At 70.9% G+C, this 18,043-nt stretch carries 16 protein-coding genes; 11 read left to right on the top strand and 5 right to left on the bottom strand.

The genetic code is table 11. The features are described 5' to 3' along the window. Window positions 1-55: 55 nt before the first annotated feature. The 4 genes from ACODT5_RS43470 to ACODT5_RS43485 all read left to right on the top strand — a co-directional run bounded on the left by ACODT5_RS43470 (window position 56) and on the right by ACODT5_RS43485 (window position 5,265). Window positions 56-2,155 (top strand): zinc ribbon domain-containing protein, encoded by a 2,100-nt coding sequence (locus ACODT5_RS43470; protein WP_422524422.1) that lies wholly within the window; start codon window positions 56-58, stop codon window positions 2,153-2,155. A 62-nt stretch (window positions 2,156-2,217) separates the two neighbouring features. After that, a complete protein-coding gene (locus ACODT5_RS43475) occupies window positions 2,218-2,631 on the top strand; it encodes a RidA family protein (protein ID WP_422524423.1) in 414 nt (137 codons plus the stop codon). 151 nt (window positions 2,632-2,782) lie between these two features. Then, window positions 2,783-3,277, top strand: coding sequence for a lamin tail domain-containing protein (locus tag ACODT5_RS43480; RefSeq protein WP_422524424.1), 495 nt, complete (start codon window positions 2,783-2,785; stop codon window positions 3,275-3,277). Between the two features lie 143 nt (window positions 3,278-3,420). Next, a complete protein-coding gene (locus ACODT5_RS43485) occupies window positions 3,421-5,265 on the top strand; it encodes a serine/threonine-protein kinase (RefSeq protein ID WP_422524425.1) in 1,845 nt (614 codons plus the stop codon). A gap of 40 nt (window positions 5,266-5,305) precedes the next feature. Here the strand turns inward: ACODT5_RS43485 and ACODT5_RS43490 are convergent, their stop codons facing one another. The 4 genes from ACODT5_RS43490 to ACODT5_RS43505 form a co-directional block, all read right to left on the bottom strand. Then, a complete protein-coding gene (locus ACODT5_RS43490) occupies window positions 5,306-5,854 on the bottom strand; it encodes a hypothetical protein (RefSeq protein WP_422524426.1) in 549 nt (182 codons plus the stop codon). Window positions 5,855-6,024: 170 nt separating this feature from the next. Beyond that, window positions 6,025-6,876, bottom strand: coding sequence for a serine/threonine-protein kinase (locus ACODT5_RS43495; protein WP_422524427.1), 852 nt, complete (start codon window positions 6,874-6,876; stop codon window positions 6,025-6,027). 149 nt (window positions 6,877-7,025) lie between these two features. Beyond that, on the bottom strand, window positions 7,026-8,363 hold the full coding sequence (locus tag ACODT5_RS43500; protein ID WP_422524428.1) for a M14 family metallopeptidase: 1,338 nt from the start codon (window positions 8,361-8,363) through the stop codon (window positions 7,026-7,028). 118 nt (window positions 8,364-8,481) lie between these two features. After that, a complete protein-coding gene (locus tag ACODT5_RS43505; RefSeq protein WP_422524429.1) occupies window positions 8,482-10,179 on the bottom strand; it encodes a chitinase in 1,698 nt (565 codons plus the stop codon). 375 nt (window positions 10,180-10,554) lie between these two features. On the opposite strand from ACODT5_RS43505, the gene ACODT5_RS43510 reads away from it, so the two are divergent. The 6 genes from ACODT5_RS43510 (at window position 10,555) to ACODT5_RS43535 (ending at window position 15,721) form a co-directional block, all read left to right on the top strand. Beyond that, the gene (locus ACODT5_RS43510) at window positions 10,555-11,487 is read left to right on the top strand and encodes a hypothetical protein (RefSeq protein ID WP_422525219.1); all 933 of its coding nucleotides are present in this window, start codon (window positions 10,555-10,557) and stop codon (window positions 11,485-11,487) included. Between the two features lie 40 nt (window positions 11,488-11,527). After that, a complete protein-coding gene (gene cpaB / locus ACODT5_RS43515) occupies window positions 11,528-12,232 on the top strand; it encodes a Flp pilus assembly protein CpaB (RefSeq protein ID WP_422524430.1) in 705 nt (234 codons plus the stop codon). Window positions 12,233-12,239: 7 nt separating this feature from the next. Beyond that, the gene (locus ACODT5_RS43520) at window positions 12,240-13,556 is read left to right on the top strand and encodes a CpaE/TadZ family protein (protein WP_422524431.1); all 1,317 of its coding nucleotides are present in this window, start codon (window positions 12,240-12,242) and stop codon (window positions 13,554-13,556) included. 69 nt (window positions 13,557-13,625) lie between these two features. Continuing rightward, window positions 13,626-13,961, top strand: coding sequence for a TadE/TadG family type IV pilus assembly protein (locus ACODT5_RS43525; protein ID WP_422524432.1), 336 nt, complete (start codon window positions 13,626-13,628; stop codon window positions 13,959-13,961). A gap of 1 nt (window position 13,962) precedes the next feature. After that, entirely contained in the window at window positions 13,963-14,340 is a 378-nt protein-coding gene (locus ACODT5_RS43530; protein WP_422524433.1) for a TadE/TadG family type IV pilus assembly protein, read from the top strand. A 7-nt stretch (window positions 14,341-14,347) separates the two neighbouring features. After that, window positions 14,348-15,721: a TadA family conjugal transfer-associated ATPase gene (locus ACODT5_RS43535; protein ID WP_422524434.1), complete on the top strand. Its 1,374-nt coding sequence runs from the start codon at window positions 14,348-14,350 to the stop codon at window positions 15,719-15,721. Window positions 15,722-15,732: 11 nt separating this feature from the next. On the opposite strand, the gene ACODT5_RS43540 is transcribed toward ACODT5_RS43535, so the two are convergent. Continuing rightward, a complete protein-coding gene (locus tag ACODT5_RS43540; protein WP_422524435.1) occupies window positions 15,733-16,956 on the bottom strand; it encodes an RNA-guided endonuclease InsQ/TnpB family protein in 1,224 nt (407 codons plus the stop codon). A gap of 143 nt (window positions 16,957-17,099) precedes the next feature. Between ACODT5_RS43540 and ACODT5_RS43545 the strand changes: the two genes are divergently transcribed. Beyond that, a complete protein-coding gene (locus ACODT5_RS43545) occupies window positions 17,100-18,038 on the top strand; it encodes a type II secretion system F family protein (protein WP_422524436.1) in 939 nt (312 codons plus the stop codon). Window positions 18,039-18,043 lie beyond the last annotated feature (5 nt).

The following is an 18,043-nucleotide window of genomic DNA, read 5'->3' on the forward strand; positions in this document are numbered from 1 at the left end:
TGTGGGGATGTGTCTGGTTCGGGGCCGTGGAGGGGTGGTGAGTATGGCGCGGTTGATGGCGACGGCGACGTGTACCGCCTTTGGTGGTGTGGTCGAGCGCAGTGGTGAGCGGGTCGGACAGCGGCTGCTGCACGAGCGGGTGTCCTTCCTGGCCGGGCTGTGCCAGGGCCTGACCGGGCAGTTGGTTGCCTCCCGGTGGGACGAGGCCTCGCTGGATGTGCTGGCCGCCGGAGTGGATGCGCGGGGTACGGAGTTGCCGTCCAAGGGCTGGATGGCGTTGCGTCGCCTGGGCTGGCCAAAGACCGTGGCCCCGGCGGCGGGGGTATATGTCTCGGACCGGGTGCGGCGATCGGCCGAGGAATACGCTGCGCGCACGCTGCGCCTGGCCTTGCACCGGCGTAGCGTCGTGGCGGCGGTCCTGGCGACCTGGCCTGGTGATCCTCATAGGCGCACCGAGGCGGAGTGGAAGGCGTTGCGCTCCGCGTTGCCTGCGGGGGTGAGTGGTGCGGAGATCCGTAACCGCACCCGCCAGGTACGGGAGTATCTCCGCGAACACGGGCTGCTGCCGGCCGGACTGTGCGAGCTGGAGGACCCGCCCGAGGTCGCGGCGCTGGTGTTGCTGGCGGCGATGGACTGCCAGCAGGTCACCCTGGTACGGGTGGACGGTACGACGGCCCGGTTGCGAGTCAAGCTCCCACTGTGCGCCACCCCGGCCTCGGGGCGTCAGTGGGCCTGGCATGTGATCGACATCCGGCTTCCGGGCACCGTCGAGGCCGACGCGGTCTTGCACACCCCCACGTTGCGTCCCACCCGCAGTGGCCGGATAGCCGTGGACCTGCCACACTCGCGGCCCGTCCCGGCCACGAAGGCGAGTGGGCACCGGGTAGCGCTGGGTTTCGACTGGGGCGTCAACACCCTCCTCACCGGTGTGGCCGGCCGTCTGTCCGGGCGGGGCGAGGTACAACGGGTGATCACCGACGGCCGCCCCCTGATTTTCGACGCCACCACGATCAGCGCGAAACTCCACCGGCTGCGCACCCACCGAGAGCACCTCGCCACCCGACGCGACCGCTACCAGCAGCTTGCGGACGGCCTCGGCTCCCCGCGCCCGGCCTGGGGCGAACTCCTGAAACGGGCAGCGGTGCTGGAGAGCGAACACCAGCGGGTGTGTGCCCGTATCCGTCACCTCAACGACGCCCTGGCGTGGTCGGCGGCCTGCTGGGCCGTCGACCAAGCGCTCGCGCTCGGCGCCACCGTCATCTACCTCGAAGACCTCACCACTTTGGAGGCGCGCGGCCACCGCAAAGGCAACGCCCGCCTGTCAGGGCAGGTGCGCGGCACCATCGCCGAAGCGATCAGGCATCTGGGCGCGAAGGCCCGGATCGCGGTCGTCACCGTCCCCGCTCGCGGCACCTCCGCCCAGTGCCCCGGCTGCCTGTGCGCACTCGCCCACCACCCGGCCCCTGACCGCCTGCGCGAGCGCGGCTGGAAGTGGGCGCACTGCGCCGGCTGCGGCCTGTCCATGGATCGTGACCACGCCGCCGCCCGCCGGATCGTCTCCCGCGGCCTGCTCGCGCAGGCCCACACCACAACCGAACGCGCCAGCGGGATCCGGACCATCCGCACCACCGTCGACGGCAAGGTGCGCGGTGTGCGCCGCCCGGAGAAGACCACCCGCCGCATGCGCCGAGAGCGCCGCGCGGACATCGCCCTGCCCCGGCCGCACGGGACCAAGACCATCCTCGGCAAGGGGCGTCCCACTCCCTGCGGGCCGACCGTTCCTCTAGGCCGAGGGGCCCGGCGCGCCGCCGAACAGGCTCCGGGCCTGAAGACTTCCCGCCGTATGCCCGATGTGCGTACGGTCCCCGCCACCACCCCCACGGGGTCGGTACAGCGTCCGGCGGGGCATGACAACCAGACAGCAGCCCCCAACAGGCCAGTGTCAGGTCATGGAGTACCCGCACCCGACCTGCCAGAAGGCCACCTTCCAGCCGGTCGAGTGCGGCTCTCACGCGGAACCTGTCGACGACGCACCAGCGCCGCCGAGCGGACCGGCTTCCACCACTTGCACGCCACCCAGGTCCACCATCTCCCCGCGAGGTTCGGACCCCGGACAGGTGACAGCAAACGGTCACGCCGCGCCCGAAAAGCCTGAAACCCTTAGGCACACACAGAGTTCCCGAGACGCTCGGGCCCCGTACAGGAAGACAGGCAGCCATGACCGACAAGATCGCGATCACCCCCGCCACCCACACGGACCCGCCCGCGAAGTTCTCGCACGGCGTCCGCAAGGGCAACATCCTCCAGGTCGCCGGCCAGGTCGGCTTCCTCCCGCACGTGGACGGGCAGGAGCCCACGCCGGCCGGCCCGACCCTGCGCGAGCAGACCCTCCAGACGCTGGAGAACGTCCGCTCCGTCCTGGAGGCGGGCGGCGCTTCCTGGGACGACGTGATGATGCTGCGCGTCTACCTCACCGACACCACGCACTTCGAAGAGATGAACGGGATCTACAACGCCTACTTCGAGGAGCAGAACCTGAAGGCGGCCCCCTCCGCGCGCACCACCGTGTACGTGGGCCTCCCCGGCGGCCTGCTGATCGAGATCGACGCCCTCGCGGTGCTGGACGCCTGAGTCCGGTCCGGGTCGGTCCGGGCCGGGCCTTACGTTCCACGGGAGTTGGCGGCCCGGGGCGGGCGTCTCACGATCTGTACATAACGGCGAGAACCTTCCACATTCTGTGTATCTTGAGCGCGCTTTATACACACAATGTGGGGGAACTCTCTTGCGCAAGCTCTCTGTCATAGCCGCGGCCGTCGCCACGGGCACCCTGGCCGTCCTCGCCGCCACCCCGGCCCAGGCCACCGAGACCGGGTACTCCCTGAAGATCCGCGGCGTCCAGTACGACGCCCCCGGCGCGGACTCCAACAGCTGCTCCACGGGCAACACCGCCGCGGAGTACCTGACGATCAAGAACTACTCCACCACGTCGACGGTCAACCTCAAGGGCTACGTCGTCAAGGACGCCACCGGCAACCGCTTCACCTTCGCCAACAACCACTACCTCCAGCCCGGCGACTTCGTGAAGCTGCGCGGTGGTTACGGCACCGAGTCGGACGCCAACAACGTCGCGTACCGCGGTAGTTGCAACTTCATCTGGAACAACGACCGCGACACGATCTACGTCTCCACCCCGTCCGGCAAGCTCGCGGACTCCCACGCGTACACCAAGAGCGGATCCGACGCCGACGGCAACGGGTACATCACCTTCCACGGCTGACGGGCACGGGCCGGCGGCGGGCCAACTCCCGCCGCCGGCCACGCGGTCCGGGACGGGCAAGCGATCGCGCATTGGGTACCCTCACGGGTGACTTCGGGGCGCCGGCGGGGGCCGGGGAACGCCGCCAGCAGGGATGGGTCCTCATGAGCAGCGCACCTTCGCCAGGCATCTTCCAACCGCTCAAGGCGGACGACCCGGAGATCGTGGGCGGTTACCGGCTCGCGGCGGTGCTCGGCGCCGGCGGCATGGGCAAGGTGTACCTCTCGTACACGCCCGGCGGCAGGCCCATCGCCATCAAGGTGATCCGGTCCGAGTTCAGCGAGGACCCCGAGTTCCGGCGGCGCTTCCAGCAGGAGGTGCGGTCCGCGGAGCGGGTCCAGGGGCTCTACACCGCTCCGGTCATCGACTCGGACACCGAGGGCTCCCAGCCCTGGCTGGCCACGGCCTACGTGCCGGGCCCCTCCCTCGCGCACGCCGTCGCCCACCACGGCGCACTGCCGCCGCGCAGCGTGCTGCTGCTGGCCGTCGGGGTCGCCGAGGCCCTGACCGTCATCCACGGCGCGGGCATCGTCCACCGCGACCTGAAGCCCGCCAACGTGCTCCTCGCCTCCGACGGCCCGCGCGTCATCGACTTCGGCATCGCCCGCGCCGCCGACTCCACCGCCCTGACCAGCACGGGCGTCAGCATCGGCACCCCGGCGTTCATGGCGCCCGAACAGGCCTCGACGGGCACGATCACCCCGGCCACCGACGTCTTCGCCCTCGGCCAGATCGCGGCCTTCGCGGCGATCGGGTCCTCCGTCTACGGGGACGGGCCCTCGCACGCGGTGCTCTACCGGATCGTGCACGAGGACCCCGACCTCAGCGGGCTGCCCGAGGAACTGCGGCCGCTGGTGACCCGTTGCCTCAGCCGCGACCCGGCCGGCCGCCCCGCGCTGAGCGAGGTCATCGCGCTGTGCAACGAAGCCGCGGGCACCGAGCCGCTGCGCCAGGGCGAGGACTGGCTGCCGCGCGCGGTCGCCGGTTCCATCACCGAGCGGGTGCAGCTGCTGCCCGCCCCGGCCCCCACCCCGCCGCCGAAGCCGGCCGCTCCGGCGCCGACGCCGACGGAGTTCTCCCCGCAGCCTCCGGCACCCCCCGCCGCAGCGATGCAGGCCGCACCGACGCAGACCGCTCCGGCGCAGCCCGGACGGCCGACGGTGCCGACCGGCTACGGGACACCGCAGCCGTACGCGCAGCCCCCGCAGCAGCAGCCCGCGTACGCGTACCCGCAGCCCCAGCCCCAGCCTCCGCGCCCGCAGCCTTCGTACGCGCAGCCTTCGTACCAGCAGCCCACGTACGCGCAGCCCGGGTGGGGGCAGCCCGGGTACCCGCCCGCGCCGACCCGCCCCAAGCGGACCGGGCTGATCGTCACCCTGTCCGTCGTGGGCGCCGTCATCGGGCTCGCCGTCCTCGGATCCCTGCTCCCGGACGACTCCAAGAAGAACGGTGCGGCCGGCTCACCCGGCAGCGGCAGCACGGCGGGCGCCAGTGCCTCCCCGGGCAAGGGCCAGAAGCCCGTCGACCCGAAGCCGGTCGAGTACAAGGGCATCGACATGCCCGAGAACCACCAGCTGATGCTCGCCGACAATCCGCCGCGCCCGGCCGAGGAGCCGAGCGGCGCGGGCGTGTCGTACGGGGACGGAGACCTCTACTACTACCGCGACAGCCTGTTCGGCGAGGAGCGGTTCGGTACCGCGAACGGGAAGCTGGTCCTGCTGAACAACGCGGAGAAGGGCTCCCTGGAGACCTGCCGCAGCGTGACCCGCTTCACCGAGAAGATGGGCCTCGACCAGCTCACGGACGGATCGCAGGTCTGCATCCTGAGCAACGCGGGGCACATCGCGGTGGCGACCTTCCGCGGCAAGTCGGGCGCGAAGGAGTCGAGCCGCTACATCACCCTCGACCTCACGATCTGGCGCAACGCGGAGGAAGCGAAGAAGGACTGACCGGGCCCGGCGCCCGGGCCCCGAGCGCCGGGCCCGGGGCTCAGTAGCGGCGAGGTGGCAGGAGGAGACTCACTGCCACGCCCGCGACGATCCAGGTCAGCAGCCCGGCGAGCGGCACCAGCACCACCGCGAGGTCCGTACGGGCGAGCAGCAGCGAGGCCGTCGTCAACCCGGCGGCGATGCCCGATGTGTTGGCCACGAACGCGGCTTCCTCCGCCCGCGTCACCGCCTCGAACAAGCGCGTCAGGCCCGTGGCGGTCCAGAAGGCCAGCGGTCCCATCACACAGAGGGCCAGGACCCCCACCCACCACGGGATTCCCGGAGCCCAGAGCAGCAGGATCGCCACCGCCATGCCCGCGAGCAAGGCGAGCCAGAAGCCCACCAGCGACAGGCCGAATTCGTCCTCGTCCGACTCGTCCGAGAGCGGCTGGTCGATCTGGAAGACGATGCCGACCACGACGCCCACGACGACCGACCACGTCGCGGACAGGACCTGGAACGCGAACAGCTGGCCCCCGACCGCCAGCGCGGGCGTCAGGAAGGACATCCAGGCGGCGCCCGTCGACAGCACGGTCGGCCCGGGCTTCACGGGATCCTGAGCGGCGGACGTCTCTCGGAGTCCGCCCGACGGCACCCATCCGGTGGGTGACGGCTCGGCCGGCCGCACAGCGGGTGGCCGCACGGCGGGCCGCGGGGCGGCAGGCGGCCGGGCGGCGGCCGGGCGGACAGCGGCGGTTTCCGTCGGGCGTGCGGCGAGGTTCAGCGGTGCCGCGGGCGGTCCCGGCTGCTTCCACAACTCGGTCGCGGGGTGGCCCTGTTGCTCAGTAGTTCCCCGGTCGCGGCCGCGCTCCGCGGGCGGTCCGCCGGGTCCTTGCTCAGGAGCCGCAGGACCAGCCGGTCGAGCTCGCCCGTGACGTCGGGGCGATGCGTCCGTACCGGTTCCGGCGTCCTGGTCGCGTGCTGGGCGAGCACGTCCCACCCCAGGCCCGTGAAGGGCGGCTCTCCGGTGAGCAGTTCGTACAGCACGCATCCCAGCGCGTAGAGGTCGGTGCGCGCGTCGTGCTCTCCCCGGGCCTGTTCCGGGGCCATGTACGCGAGCGTCCCGATCACCGCTCCGGTCGCCGTCAGCCCGCGCGTTCCGCTCTCCCGGGCGATCCCGAAGTCGCAGATCTTGATGCGGCCCTTCGCGGTCAGCAGGAGGTTGCCCGGCTTGATGTCCCGGTGGACGATCCCCGCCGTGTGCGCCGCCTGGAGTCCCTCACAGATCTGCACGCCCCACCGCACCACGTCCTCGACGGCCGCCGGACCGCGCGCCGCGTCCAGGGGGAGTCCGTCGACGAGCTCCATCACGAGGAAGACGACGGTCCGCCCGTCGACGTCACCTTCCCCGACGTCGTGCACGGCCACGACGTGCGGGTCGGACAGTCTGGCGGCCGCGCGCGCCTCCGACCGTAACCGCAGGGCGAGTTGGTCGTCCCCGGGCCGGGCGATGACCTTGACCGCGACGTCCCGTTCCAGCGAGAGGTCGCGGCCGCGCCACACCTCGCCCATGCCGCCCGCGCCTATCAGCTCGGCCAGCTCGTACCGGCCCGCCAACACCATGCCCTCCATCGGCACCCCCTTGGAGGGCACTGTAGCCAGGGGGCGGCTCCGGCACGCGGGCGTGGGAAGGCCGGGCGCCCCCCTGGCGGTGGGGCGCCCGGCCGCTCGGGTCACGGGATCACGGGATCACGTGGTCACGGGATCGCGTGGTCACCGGGTCACGGGCAGTACTGCGCCTGCTTGCCGATCGAGCGGTACATGCAGTCCGCGTTCTCCAGGAGCTGCAGCACCGCGTCCTTGTTGAGCGCCGTTTCGCGTTCGATGACCTCGTCCGGCGGGTAGAAGCCGCCGCCGCTCGAGCTGGCCGGGTACATCTCGAAGGTGTAGCCGAAGATCTTCTGGTCGCCCCACAGCCAGTCGTCGATCGTCCCGTCGGTGATGTACAGGTCGCTCGACTGCTCCGGCGTGTAGCCGTTGCTGGCCGCCATGCTGGTGCCGATCTTCTTGAACACGGCCAGGTCGTCGGCGGTCAGCCCCGGCGCCGTGTCGTTGTACGTCCACCCGTACGGCCACAGCACGAGCTCGCTGTACGTGTGGAAGTCGATGGCGGCCGTGATCTGCTGCTTGCCGCCGATCACGCGGCTGCGCACGAAGTCGGAGACCGCCTTCACCTCGGGCGTCGACTCGGCGGCCGGGCCCCGGTAGGTCTCGGAGCTCTTGCTGCTGCTGGAGCCACCGCAGCAGCCCCACTTGTAGTTCCAGTTGCGGTTCTCGTCCGTGCCGACGTACGAGGAGCCGGCGTTGGGCTGCCGGTTCTTGCGCCAGGAGCGGTACGAGCCGGTGGCGATGTCGTACTCGCCGCCGTCCGGGTTCAGGTCGGGGATGATCCAGATCTCGCGGTTGTTGACCATGTTGGTCACGCGCGAGTCCGTCCCGTACTTGGACCCGAACTCCTTGAGCAGGTAGAGGGCCATCTCCACGGTCAGGTGCTCGCGGGCGTGCTGGTGCGCGGTGAAGAGCACCTCGGGCTCGGCCTCGTCGGTCGCGACGTTGTCGCTGATCTTGATCGCGACGAGGTCCCGGCCCTGGTAGGACTTCCCGATGACCCGCTTGCTGATGATCGAGGGGTACTGGGCGACGCGCTGGTCGATCTCCGCGCTCGCCTCGGCGTAGTTGTGGTAGAGCGCGTCCTTCGACGGGAAGTCGTTGATCCCGGCGGCGATGTCGCGCCCGTCGGAGCGGTCCGGCGGTCCGGGCAGCGCGGTCAGCTCGTAGCCGAGTGCGCGCAGCTTCTTGGCCTGCATCGGGTCGGCGCTGACGACGACCGAGCGGGCGTCCACCTCGTCGATGGAGACGCCGGTACGGAGCAGGGCGGTGCGTTCCGTCGCCGTGGACGGGCCCTGGATCTCGTACTGGACGATCGACTCGTCCTGGGTGGCGGTCGAGGGGGTGGGCGGCGGGGCTGCCGTCGCACTCATGCCGTAGGCGGGTGCGCCGAGCGCGAGCGCGAGAAGGGCCGCCGTGATGGCGGCCCTTCGGCGGTGGTGGAGCCGCATGCGTTCTCCTGGGTGGGAGTGTGGGGGTAGCCGTGCGGACGCGCACAGCGTGCTCTCGTGGCATGTCCGGGTCAAGAACCCGAAACCGGCCAATCGGCCATCCCCACACACCTACCGGTTACGGCAGGCCGTGGACCTTCGGACCCACCGCGTTGGACCAAGCGCTACCCGCTTTGGCGTCCCAGTTGGTCGACCAGGTCATCGCGCCGCGCAGCCCCGGGTAGGTCTTCGACGGCTTGAAGTTCCCGCAGCTCGTGCCGCGGGTCAGGCAGTCCAGCGCGTTGTTCACGATGGTCGGCGAGACGTAGCCGCTGCCCGCGCCGCTGGGGGAGGCCGGGACCCCGATGCCCACCTGCGAGGGGTCGAGCCCGCCCTCCAACTGGATGCAGGCCAGCGCGGTGAGGAAGTCCACCGAGCCCTGGTGGTACACGTTGCCGTCGCAGCCGTTCATTGAGCCGCTGTTGTAGTACTGCATGTTCACGACGGTCAGGATGTCCTTCACCGCGAGCGCCGTCTTGAAGTAGCCGCCCTGCGTCGACTGCATGTCGATGGTCTGCGGGGCCATGGTGAGGACGAGCGAGGGCCCGGCCTTCGCCGCCAGCGCGCGCAGCGCCTGCGTCATGTAGGTCGGGTTCAGGCCGTTCTCGAGGTCGATGTCGATCCCGGTGAAGCCGTACTCCTGCATCAGCGCGTACGCGGAGTTCGCGAGGTTGGTCGCGGACGCCGAGTCGTTGACCGAGATGGTGCCCTTCTCGCCGCCGATGGAGAGGATGACGGACTTGCCGGCCGCCTTCTTCGCGGCGATGTCCGCCTTGAACTGGGGGACCGTGTAGCCGCCGAGGCCGGCCGAGTCGAGGTTGAAGGTGATGCCGCCGGGCGTGGCCGTGGCATCGGCGAAGGAGACGGCGATGATGTCGTACTGCGCCGAGACGTCGGAGATCTTCTGGACGGTCGCGCCGTTGTTGAAGTTCTGCCAGTAGCCCGTCAGCGCGTGCTTGGGCACCGCCGGGTTCGGGTTGCCGCCCCCGCCGCTGGTGGTGGTGCCGGGCACGGCCGCGCCCTTCGTGCCCTCGCCGGCCGCGTTGTACGCGCTCACCTGGAAGGAGTACGTGGTCGACGCGGCGAGCCCGGTGATCTGCGCGGAGGTGCCCGAGGTCACGGTCTGGACGCGGACGCCGTCCTGATACACGTAATACCCGGTGGCTCCGGTGACGGTGTTCCACGAAAGGGTGAGCCCGCTGGAGCTCTGGCCGGAAACGGCGCTCCCGGCCGGGGCGCCGGGGATGGTCGGCGAGGGGTCGGTGCCGCCTCCGCCGTCGGGGCCGAAGACGCTGAACTCGTCGACGACGAAGCCCGGCTGGCCGTACCAGCCGTGGGTGTAGACGGTGACCTGGGTGGTGCTCGGGCCGGTGGTGAAGGTGGTGGACAGCTTCTGGAAGCCGCCGCCGGTGCCGGGGGTCCAGGTGGAGACGTCCTGGGTGCCGGTCCCGGTCGCGCCGAGGTACACGTACGAGCCGTTGACCTGCTGGCTCAGCGTGTACGTGGAACCCGGCTTGACGGTGACGACCTGGCTGCACCGGGCGTTGTCCTGGCCCGCCGGGGTGGCCTTGAGGGCGCCGGCCCCCGCGAAGACGGGGGAGGAGACGACGGCGCCGCTGCCCGAGCTACAGGTCCAGTTGGCGAGGCCGGACTCGAAGCCGCCGTTGCGGACGACGTTGACGTCGGCGGCCTGGGCGGTGCCGGTGGCCAGCGCGGTGAGCCCGGCGGCGGCGAGGGTCACGGCGAGCGGGATGGCGAGGGAGCGTATGCGGTTCACGTGGGCTCCGTGGGGGGAGTGGGGAGGTGAGGACGCGTCATAGGCATGGCTGGTGCACGTTCTTGGACCGGTTCTGGGGCAAGTGGGGTGCCCCAGGGCCAAGTTGGTCTAGTCCAATGTCCATGTCAAGAGTGTTTGCAATATGGCTTGAACTGATCGACCCGGCCGTCGTCTTCCGATCCTTGTTGTCCGGATTTTCCCGTCCTCCGTGACACGTGCCGGTGGCACGGGAATTCGCAAGCCCCTGCCCTGTCAGGAAGGACGCGGATATGGTGCTCGGGCAAGGGGAAGGGTGTTGATCGTTTGCGGTCGCGCAGCATGCGCGCACGCACCACGGTCAGGGGAACGCCCGTGGACGACGGGGTGAACGGGGGGATGCGCGTGCCGATCGCCATTGCTGTCACCAGCGCCGATCTGGTGCTGCCGGCCCCGGACCGGCACACCCCGGCCGCCGCCGTGCTGCCGCCGCCCGAGGAGCTCGACCTCGAGGGCGCGCTCGCCCAGACGGCCGGCCTGCTGGAGCGCCACGGCCACCTGGTGGTCCTCGTACCGTCCTGGCTGCGCGCCTCCGCCGTCCGCCGCCTGCACACCGTCCGGGCCATCCTGGAAACCGACCGGATCGCGCTGGTCGACGTCGACCTCCCGCCCCTGGGAACCGCCCTGCTGGCGCGTCAGTTGCGCCAGCTCAGCATCAGCGACTTCAGCCCCGGAGTCCTCGCCTCCGCCGCCCGGCTCCTCGCGCACTACATCTACGCGGGCGCCGTCCTCGGCTCGGTCGCCAAGCTGGACCGGGTGCCGGTCGGACTCAAGGCGCACGCGAAGTCCTGGTCCCCGAACGCCCAGTTCGTCGTACTGGCCCACCCGACCCCGCACCTGGTCAAACTGGGCTCCGGCTCCGGCGGCACCCACGGCGGTGGCGCCACGCTCCCCCCGGGCCCCGAGTTCGCCACGCACCTCACCTTCGCCCGCGGCCAGCTCACCACCGACTGGGTGGCCTCCGACCTGGCCCCCGCCTGGCGGGTCCAGGGCGTCATGGAGAGCGGGCTGCCCACCGACTCGCCCGCCTGGTGGGCCACGCCGAAGCTGGTGGAGTTCGCGGCCGCCATCCCGGACCCCTCGGTGCTCTACCAGCTCGTCGCCTCGGTCCGCCGCGAGGAATGCCGCTGGTGCGGCTTCGAGCTCATCGGCGACCGCTGCGGCTTCTGCGCCGCCCCGCTCCTCGCACCGCAGCCGCCCCCGCCGACGGCAGCCGGATCGGCATCGGCCTCCGCGGCCCAGCTCCGCCCCAGATCCAGATCCAGACACTGACCGGCCCGAACGAAATGAAGAACGGCGAGGTAAGACGGCCATGAACTCACGCCAGCGCCGCGGCGTCATCCTGCTGATCCTGTCGGTCCTGTGCGCCCTCGCCGCCTTCGGCGGAGTCCTCGTGGTGATGGGCGACGTCAACTCCAAGGTCGGCAACGAGGTGGCCGCCTACCGGGTGAAGGGCGACATAGCCCCGTACACCCCCCTGACGTCCGGCCAGTTCGAGCAGGTCACGGTCCCGAAGCGGTGGCTGTCCGAGACCGCTGTCACCGACCTGGCGGCGCTCAAGGACAAGCTGGCGCTCACCGGCCTGAAGAAGGGCTCGCTGCTCCAGAGCGACATGTTCGTCGACAAGCCGAAGCTCCAGGCCGGGGAGCAGGAGATGGCCATCATGATCGATGCCTCGACAGGCGTGGCGGGCAAGATCACTCCCGGTGCCAAGGTCAACATCATCGGCACCTTCAAGAGCAAGAAGACGGACGGCCCCGACCAGTCGGTGGTCATGGTGGCCAACGCCCGCGTCATCAACGTCGGCAAGCTCACCCCCCTCGACCCCAAGGACAGCGAGCGCAAGGGCGCCGCCGAGGCGGTCCCGATCACCTTCGCCCTGTCCGCCAAGGACAGCCAGCGCGTCGCCTACGCCGAGTCCTTCGCCGTGCACGTACGCCTGGCCCTGGTGGCACCCGGCACCGACTCGGCGCCCAACCCGGGCGACCGCTTCTACACCCTCGAAGGGGACAAGTGAGGCGCCGATGACCACTCGCATCCTCCCCGCGGTCGGCGACCCGGAATCCGCCCGCATCATCGCCACCCTGCTCAGCCAGCTCCCAGGCGCCGAGCCGGGAGCCCCCGTCCCCGACTCCACCTTCCTCCTCGACATGCTCGCCCGGCTGGCGGGCGAGTCGATCGACGAGCTGCCCGAGGTGGTCCTCGTACACGAGCGGATCGGTCCGCTCCCCGCCCTGGACCTCATCCGCGAGGTGGCCCTGCGCTTCCCCGCCGTCGGCGTCGTCCTGCTCACCTCCGACGCGAGCCCCGCGCTCTTCTCCGCCGCCATGGACTCCGGCGCCCGCGGCCTGATCGGCCTGCCCCTGGCCTACGAGGAGCTCGCCGCCCGCGTCCAGGCCGCCGCCCAGTGGTCCGTGGGCGTACGCCGCCACCTGGGCCGCGGCCCGGACCTGCCCAGCGGCCCCGGCGGCAAGGTCGTCACGGTCACCGGGGCCAAGGGCGGGGTGGGCGCCACCTTCGCGGCCGTGCAGTTCGCACTGGCCGCGGTCGCGGCCGGCCGGCGTACCGCCCTGGTCGACCTGGACCTCCAGGCCGGCGACGTCGGCTCGTACCTCGACGTGCAGTTCCGCCGCTCCATCGCCGACCTCGCCGGCATCCAGGACATCTCCCCGCGCGTCCTGTCGGACGCCGTCTACGACGACCGCACCGGCCTCGCGCTGCTCCTGGCCCCGGCCGACGGCGAACGGGGCGAGGAGGTCGACGACCGCGCCGCCCGGCACGTGATCGCCGCCCTGCGCGCCCGCTACGAACTGGTGGTCATCGACTGCGGCACCCAGGTGACCGGCGCCAACGCGGCCGCGGTGGAGCTGGCGGACGTGGCCGTCCTGGTCACCACCCCCGACGTGATCGCCGTACGGGCCGCCAAGCGGATGGTCCGGATGTGGGAACGGCTCCAGGTGAGGAAGGCGGAGGAGACGACCATGGTGGTCAACCGCTGGTCCAAGCAGACCGAGATCCAGCCCGCCCTGATAGAGAAGATCACCAAGACCCGGGCGGTACGCACCCCCGTGCCGGCCGCCTTCAAGGAACTCCAGGCCGTCGTCGACGCGGGCCGGGTGCAGGACCTCGACAACCGCTCGACGGTGAAGCAGGCCCTGTGGGCGGTGGCGGGGGAGCTCGGCCTGCTGGCCGCCCCCGACGCGGAGCCCGCCGCCTCCGGGTCCGCCTCCGCGGATCCCGGTGCGGCCCTGGCGGTACGGGGCTCCGGCCCGGTGGCCCGCCTGCGCGGCGGCGACCGGGGCGCCCTCGGACCGTGGCTGCGGCGCGGGCGGGAGGGCTGAGGGGTGTCCGGGCGGAGACGGGACCGGGTGCGCGGCCGGCTGCGGCGGGGCCGCGGGGATCAGGGGCAGGTGGCGATCGAGTTCGTCGGCATGCTCCCGTTCATCCTGCTCGTGGTGGTGGCGGTGTGGGAGTGCGTGCTCATCGGGTACGCGTACTCCCTGGTGGGCAACGCCGCGGACGAGGCGGCCCGGGCGGGGGCGGTGCACGGTGACGCTGCGTGTGAGACCGCCGGGCTGGAGCACATCTCCGGCGGGTGGAGGGACCCCGAAGTGAACTGCACCCCGTCGGGGAACCTCTACAAGGCCACGGTCAAGGTCAACCTCCCCATCCTGTTCAGGGGGTTCGACATCGGCGTCGACATCACCGGCAACGGCGGCTCCCTGCACGAGAAGGAGGAGGACTGAGATGAACCGGATCCGCAAGATCCGCAACGGTGATCGTGACCGGGGCCAAGTCGCCCTGGAGTACATCGGGTTCCTGCCCTTCCTGCTCCTGGTCGGGCTCGGCGGGATCCAGCTGGGCTGGACCGCGTACGTGACGCAGCAGGCGGAGACGGCCGCCCGTACGGCGGCGCGCGTGGAGGCCCGCTACCCGGGCGAGGGGGTGGCGGCAGGTCTGGAGGCGATCAGGCCGAGCCTCGTGGCGGGAGCGGACATCGGCCGGATCGTCACTGAGGACTCGATCACGATGACGGTGACCCTCACGATCAACTCGGTCGTGCCCGGAATCGACTCCCGCCCCGTCCGCCGGACCGCCGTCATGCCCAACGACGATCCGAGGTGACCGGACCATGAGCCTGCGTTCCAGGGTGAACACCCCCGACGACCGCCACAACCCGCGCGAGGACGGCCGCCTGGTCTCCTCGTACCGCGCGAAGCTGCTGGAGGAGATCGACCTCGCCGAGATGTCCGCGCTCGCGCCCGCCGAGCGCCGCGCGCGCCTGGAGCGCGTACTCGGCCACATCATCAGCCGCGAGGGCCCGGTCCTCTCCACCGCCGAGCGCGCCCAGCTCATCCGCCGCGTCGTGGACGAGGCCCTCGGCCTCGGCGTGCTCGAACCGCTCCTCGAAGACCCGACCATCTCCGAGATCATGGTCAACGGCCCCGACCAGATCTTCGTGGAGCGCGCGGGCCGCGTGGTGCAGCTCCCGCTCCGCTTCGCCTCGCACGAGCAGCTGATGCAGACCATCGAGCGCATCGTCTCCACGGTCAACCGCCGCGTGGACGAAGCGAATCCGATGGTCGACGCCCGCCTGCCCAGCGGCGAGCGCGTCAACGTGATCATCCCGCCGCTCTCCCTGACCGGCGCCACCCTCACGATCCGCCGCTTCCCCCGCGCCTTCACCCTCCACGAGATGATCGGCGTCGGCTCCCTGGACGAGCAGATGGTCCTCCTGCTGTCCGGCCTGGTCGCGGCCAAGCTGAACGTGATCGTCTCGGGCGCCACCGGCACCGGCAAGACCACCCTCCTCAACGCCCTCTCCGGCCTGATCCCGGAGGGCGAGCGCATCATCACCATCGAGGACTCCGCCGAGCTCCAGCTCCAGCAGGCGCACGTCATCCGCCTCGAATCCCGCCCGTCCAACGTGGAGGGCAAGGGCGAGATCACCATCCGCGACCTGGTCCGCAACTCCCTGCGCATGCGCCCCGACCGCATCATCGTCGGCGAGGTCCGCGGCGGCGAGACGCTCGACATGCTCCAGGCGATGTCCACCGGTCACGACGGTTCGCTCGCCACCGTGCACGCGAACAGTTCCGTCGACGCCCTGATGCGCCTGCAGACCCTCGCCTCGATGTCCGAGGTGGAGATCCCCTTCGAGGCCCTCCAGGACCAGATCAACAGCGCCGTCCACGTCATCGTCCAGCTCACCCGCTTCGGCGACGGCACGCGCCGCATCACCGAGATCTCCCTCCTCGACTCGCACGGCCGCGAGCCCTTCCGCATCACGACGGTCTGCCGCTTCGCGGCGATGCCCATGGGCCCCGACGGCCGCGTCCACGGCCGCTTCGAGTACTACCCGCTGCCCCGCTGGCTCGCCGACCGCCTCTACATGAACAACCAGCCGATCCCGCAGGCCTTCGGGGTCGAGCCGGTCACGGCCGACCCGCTCACGGACCCCCTCACCGACCCGCTCCCCGCCCGCATCACCCGGACCGCCCTTTGAGTCCTCCCCGCCTAGAGGGCGGGGATTCCTGGCTCACGTTGGCTGTGGACCAGCGGTCCGTCAGCTCTTACACGATCAGCACCAGCCGGGTTGAGACCAGCCCGGACGAGCATCACGCGCGCGGAGTTCTTGTCCCTGGGGGACACGGCTCCGCACGCGGTGCAGGTGTAGGTACGTTCCGAAAGAGGTAGTGCGTGCTTGGTTCTCGCTCCGCACTGTGCGCAGTCCATGGTGGTATGCGCGGGGTGTACAAGGTGCACGGGGCGCCCGTGCTTGCGGCCCATGCTGATCAGTTCACGCATGGTCGCGCCGATCGCCGCATCGGCTGCTTTGCGCGCCATGGTGGATTGGGCAAGGAACTTCGGCCGGAAGTCCTCCACGGCGAGGGCGTCGTGGTCGCGGACGACCGTCTTGGCCCACTTGCGGCCGGTGTCCTGGCGTTGTCGGGCGATCTTCTTGTGGAGCTTGGCCGTCAGTTTCTTCACGGCCCGGTAGCCCCTCGATCCGGGTTTGCCCTTCGCCGGTTTCCGGCGGGCCATCATCCGCTGATAGCGGGCGAGCCCGGCGGCGGCTTTCTTGCCGTGCCCGGCGTGGGGAAGGTCGTGGGCGTCGCTGGTGGTGGTCGCGATCTCCTTCACACCCCAGTCGATCCCGATCACCGCACCCGTCTCCGGGAGCGGCTGCACCTCGGCCGGGACGACGAAGGAGGCGTACCAGTGCCCGAGGCTGTCCCGGTAGACCCGCACCGACGACGGGTCCGCAGGGAGATTGCGGGACCACACCACCCTCAGGCTGATGCCACCCGCGAGGTGCAGACGCCCCTCCTTGATCCGGAAGCCGCGCCGTGTGTAGTTGAGCGTCGGGTCGGCCGCGTGCTTCTTCTTGTACTTGGGCATCCCGGTCCGCTGCTGCATCGGCAGGCGTGCCTTGATGTCCTTCAAGGCTTTGGCCCGGGACTTCCCGAAGTCCCGTACCAACTGCTGCTGCGGAACGCTGCTGCCATCACGCAACCAGGCGTTGCGGTTGCGGGCATCGGTCAGCATCCTGTCCAGCCGGGCCGGACCACACTTCTCCTCCTCGGCCCGGGCCTTCTTCGACCGGGCGCAGCATTCGTTCCACACCCACCGGCAACGCGCCCACTCACCCAACAGCTTGGCGACCGCGGTCGACGACAGGCGAAGCCGGTAGGTGAACCGGGCATGCCCGGTCCCTTCCGTCCCCTGAGATGCCGTCATGAGGGCAACCTGGTCCAGCCCACTGACAACGCCAGAAAGTGCAGGTCACGACAGATGCGAAGGGAATGCCCGCGCTCCGCGTCCATGACGGCGGGACCCACCCCTCCCCGGGTTGAAGCCCAGGGCATCCTGGGGGAAATCGGGTGAACCCACTGATCCTCCTCACCCTCGGCGCCACGCTGCTGGCCTGCGTCCTGGTGGTCGTGGGCCTCCACGCCTACGCCGCCGGCCGCGCCCAGCGCGCCGCGCTCATCGAGCGCCTCTCGGCGACCGGCCTCCCCGCGCCCCTCGGCCGTAAGCGCCGCTTCCCGGGCGTGGACCGGCGCCTGCGCAAGACCCAGCTGGGGCGCGGCATCGAGCGCAAGCTCGCGGTGACCGGCCTGGACCTCACCGTCGGCGAGTACTTCGTCTACATGCTGGCCACGGTCGCCGGGATCTGGCTGGTCTCGGCCTCCTTCCTGGCCCCCTTCTTCGGGCCGGTGGCCGGCCTGATCGCCCTGTGGGGGGCCAACGCCTTCCTCAACTGGCAGCGGTCGCGCCGCACCGAGCGGTTCATCAACCAGCTCCCCGACCTGGCCCGGATCCTCGCCAACGCCACGCAGGCCGGCCTGGCCCTGCGTACGGCCATCGGCATGGCGGCCGAGGAGCTGGAGGCACCGGCCGGCGAGGAACTGGCGCGGGTCGCCGACCGGCTCGCGGTGGGCCACTCCATCGAGGAGGCCCTGGGCGAGATCGAAGAACGGCTGCCCTCCCGCGAGTTGGTCGTCCTGGTCTCCACGCTCGTCCTGTCCGCCCGCGCGGGCGGCGCGATCGTCGGCAGCCTGCGCAACCTGACGGTGACGCTGGAGCAGCGCAAGGAGACCCGTAGAGAGGTCCGCACCCAGCTGTCCCAGGTCACGGCCACGGCCTACCTGGTGCCGGTGATGGGCATCGGCTCCCTGCTCCTCGTCGACGCGATGATGCCGGGCGCGCTGGACCGGATGACCGGAGCGGGCATCGGCCAGGCCCTCGTGCTGGTCGCCCTCGGCCTCTTCGCGCTCGGCTTCCTCGCCATCCGCCGCCTGTCCAAGATCGACGTATGACGTAT

The sequence above is a fragment of the Streptomyces tatrensis genome (assembly GCF_049310065.1).
Lineage (GTDB): Bacteria > Actinomycetota > Actinomycetes > Streptomycetales > Streptomycetaceae > Streptomyces.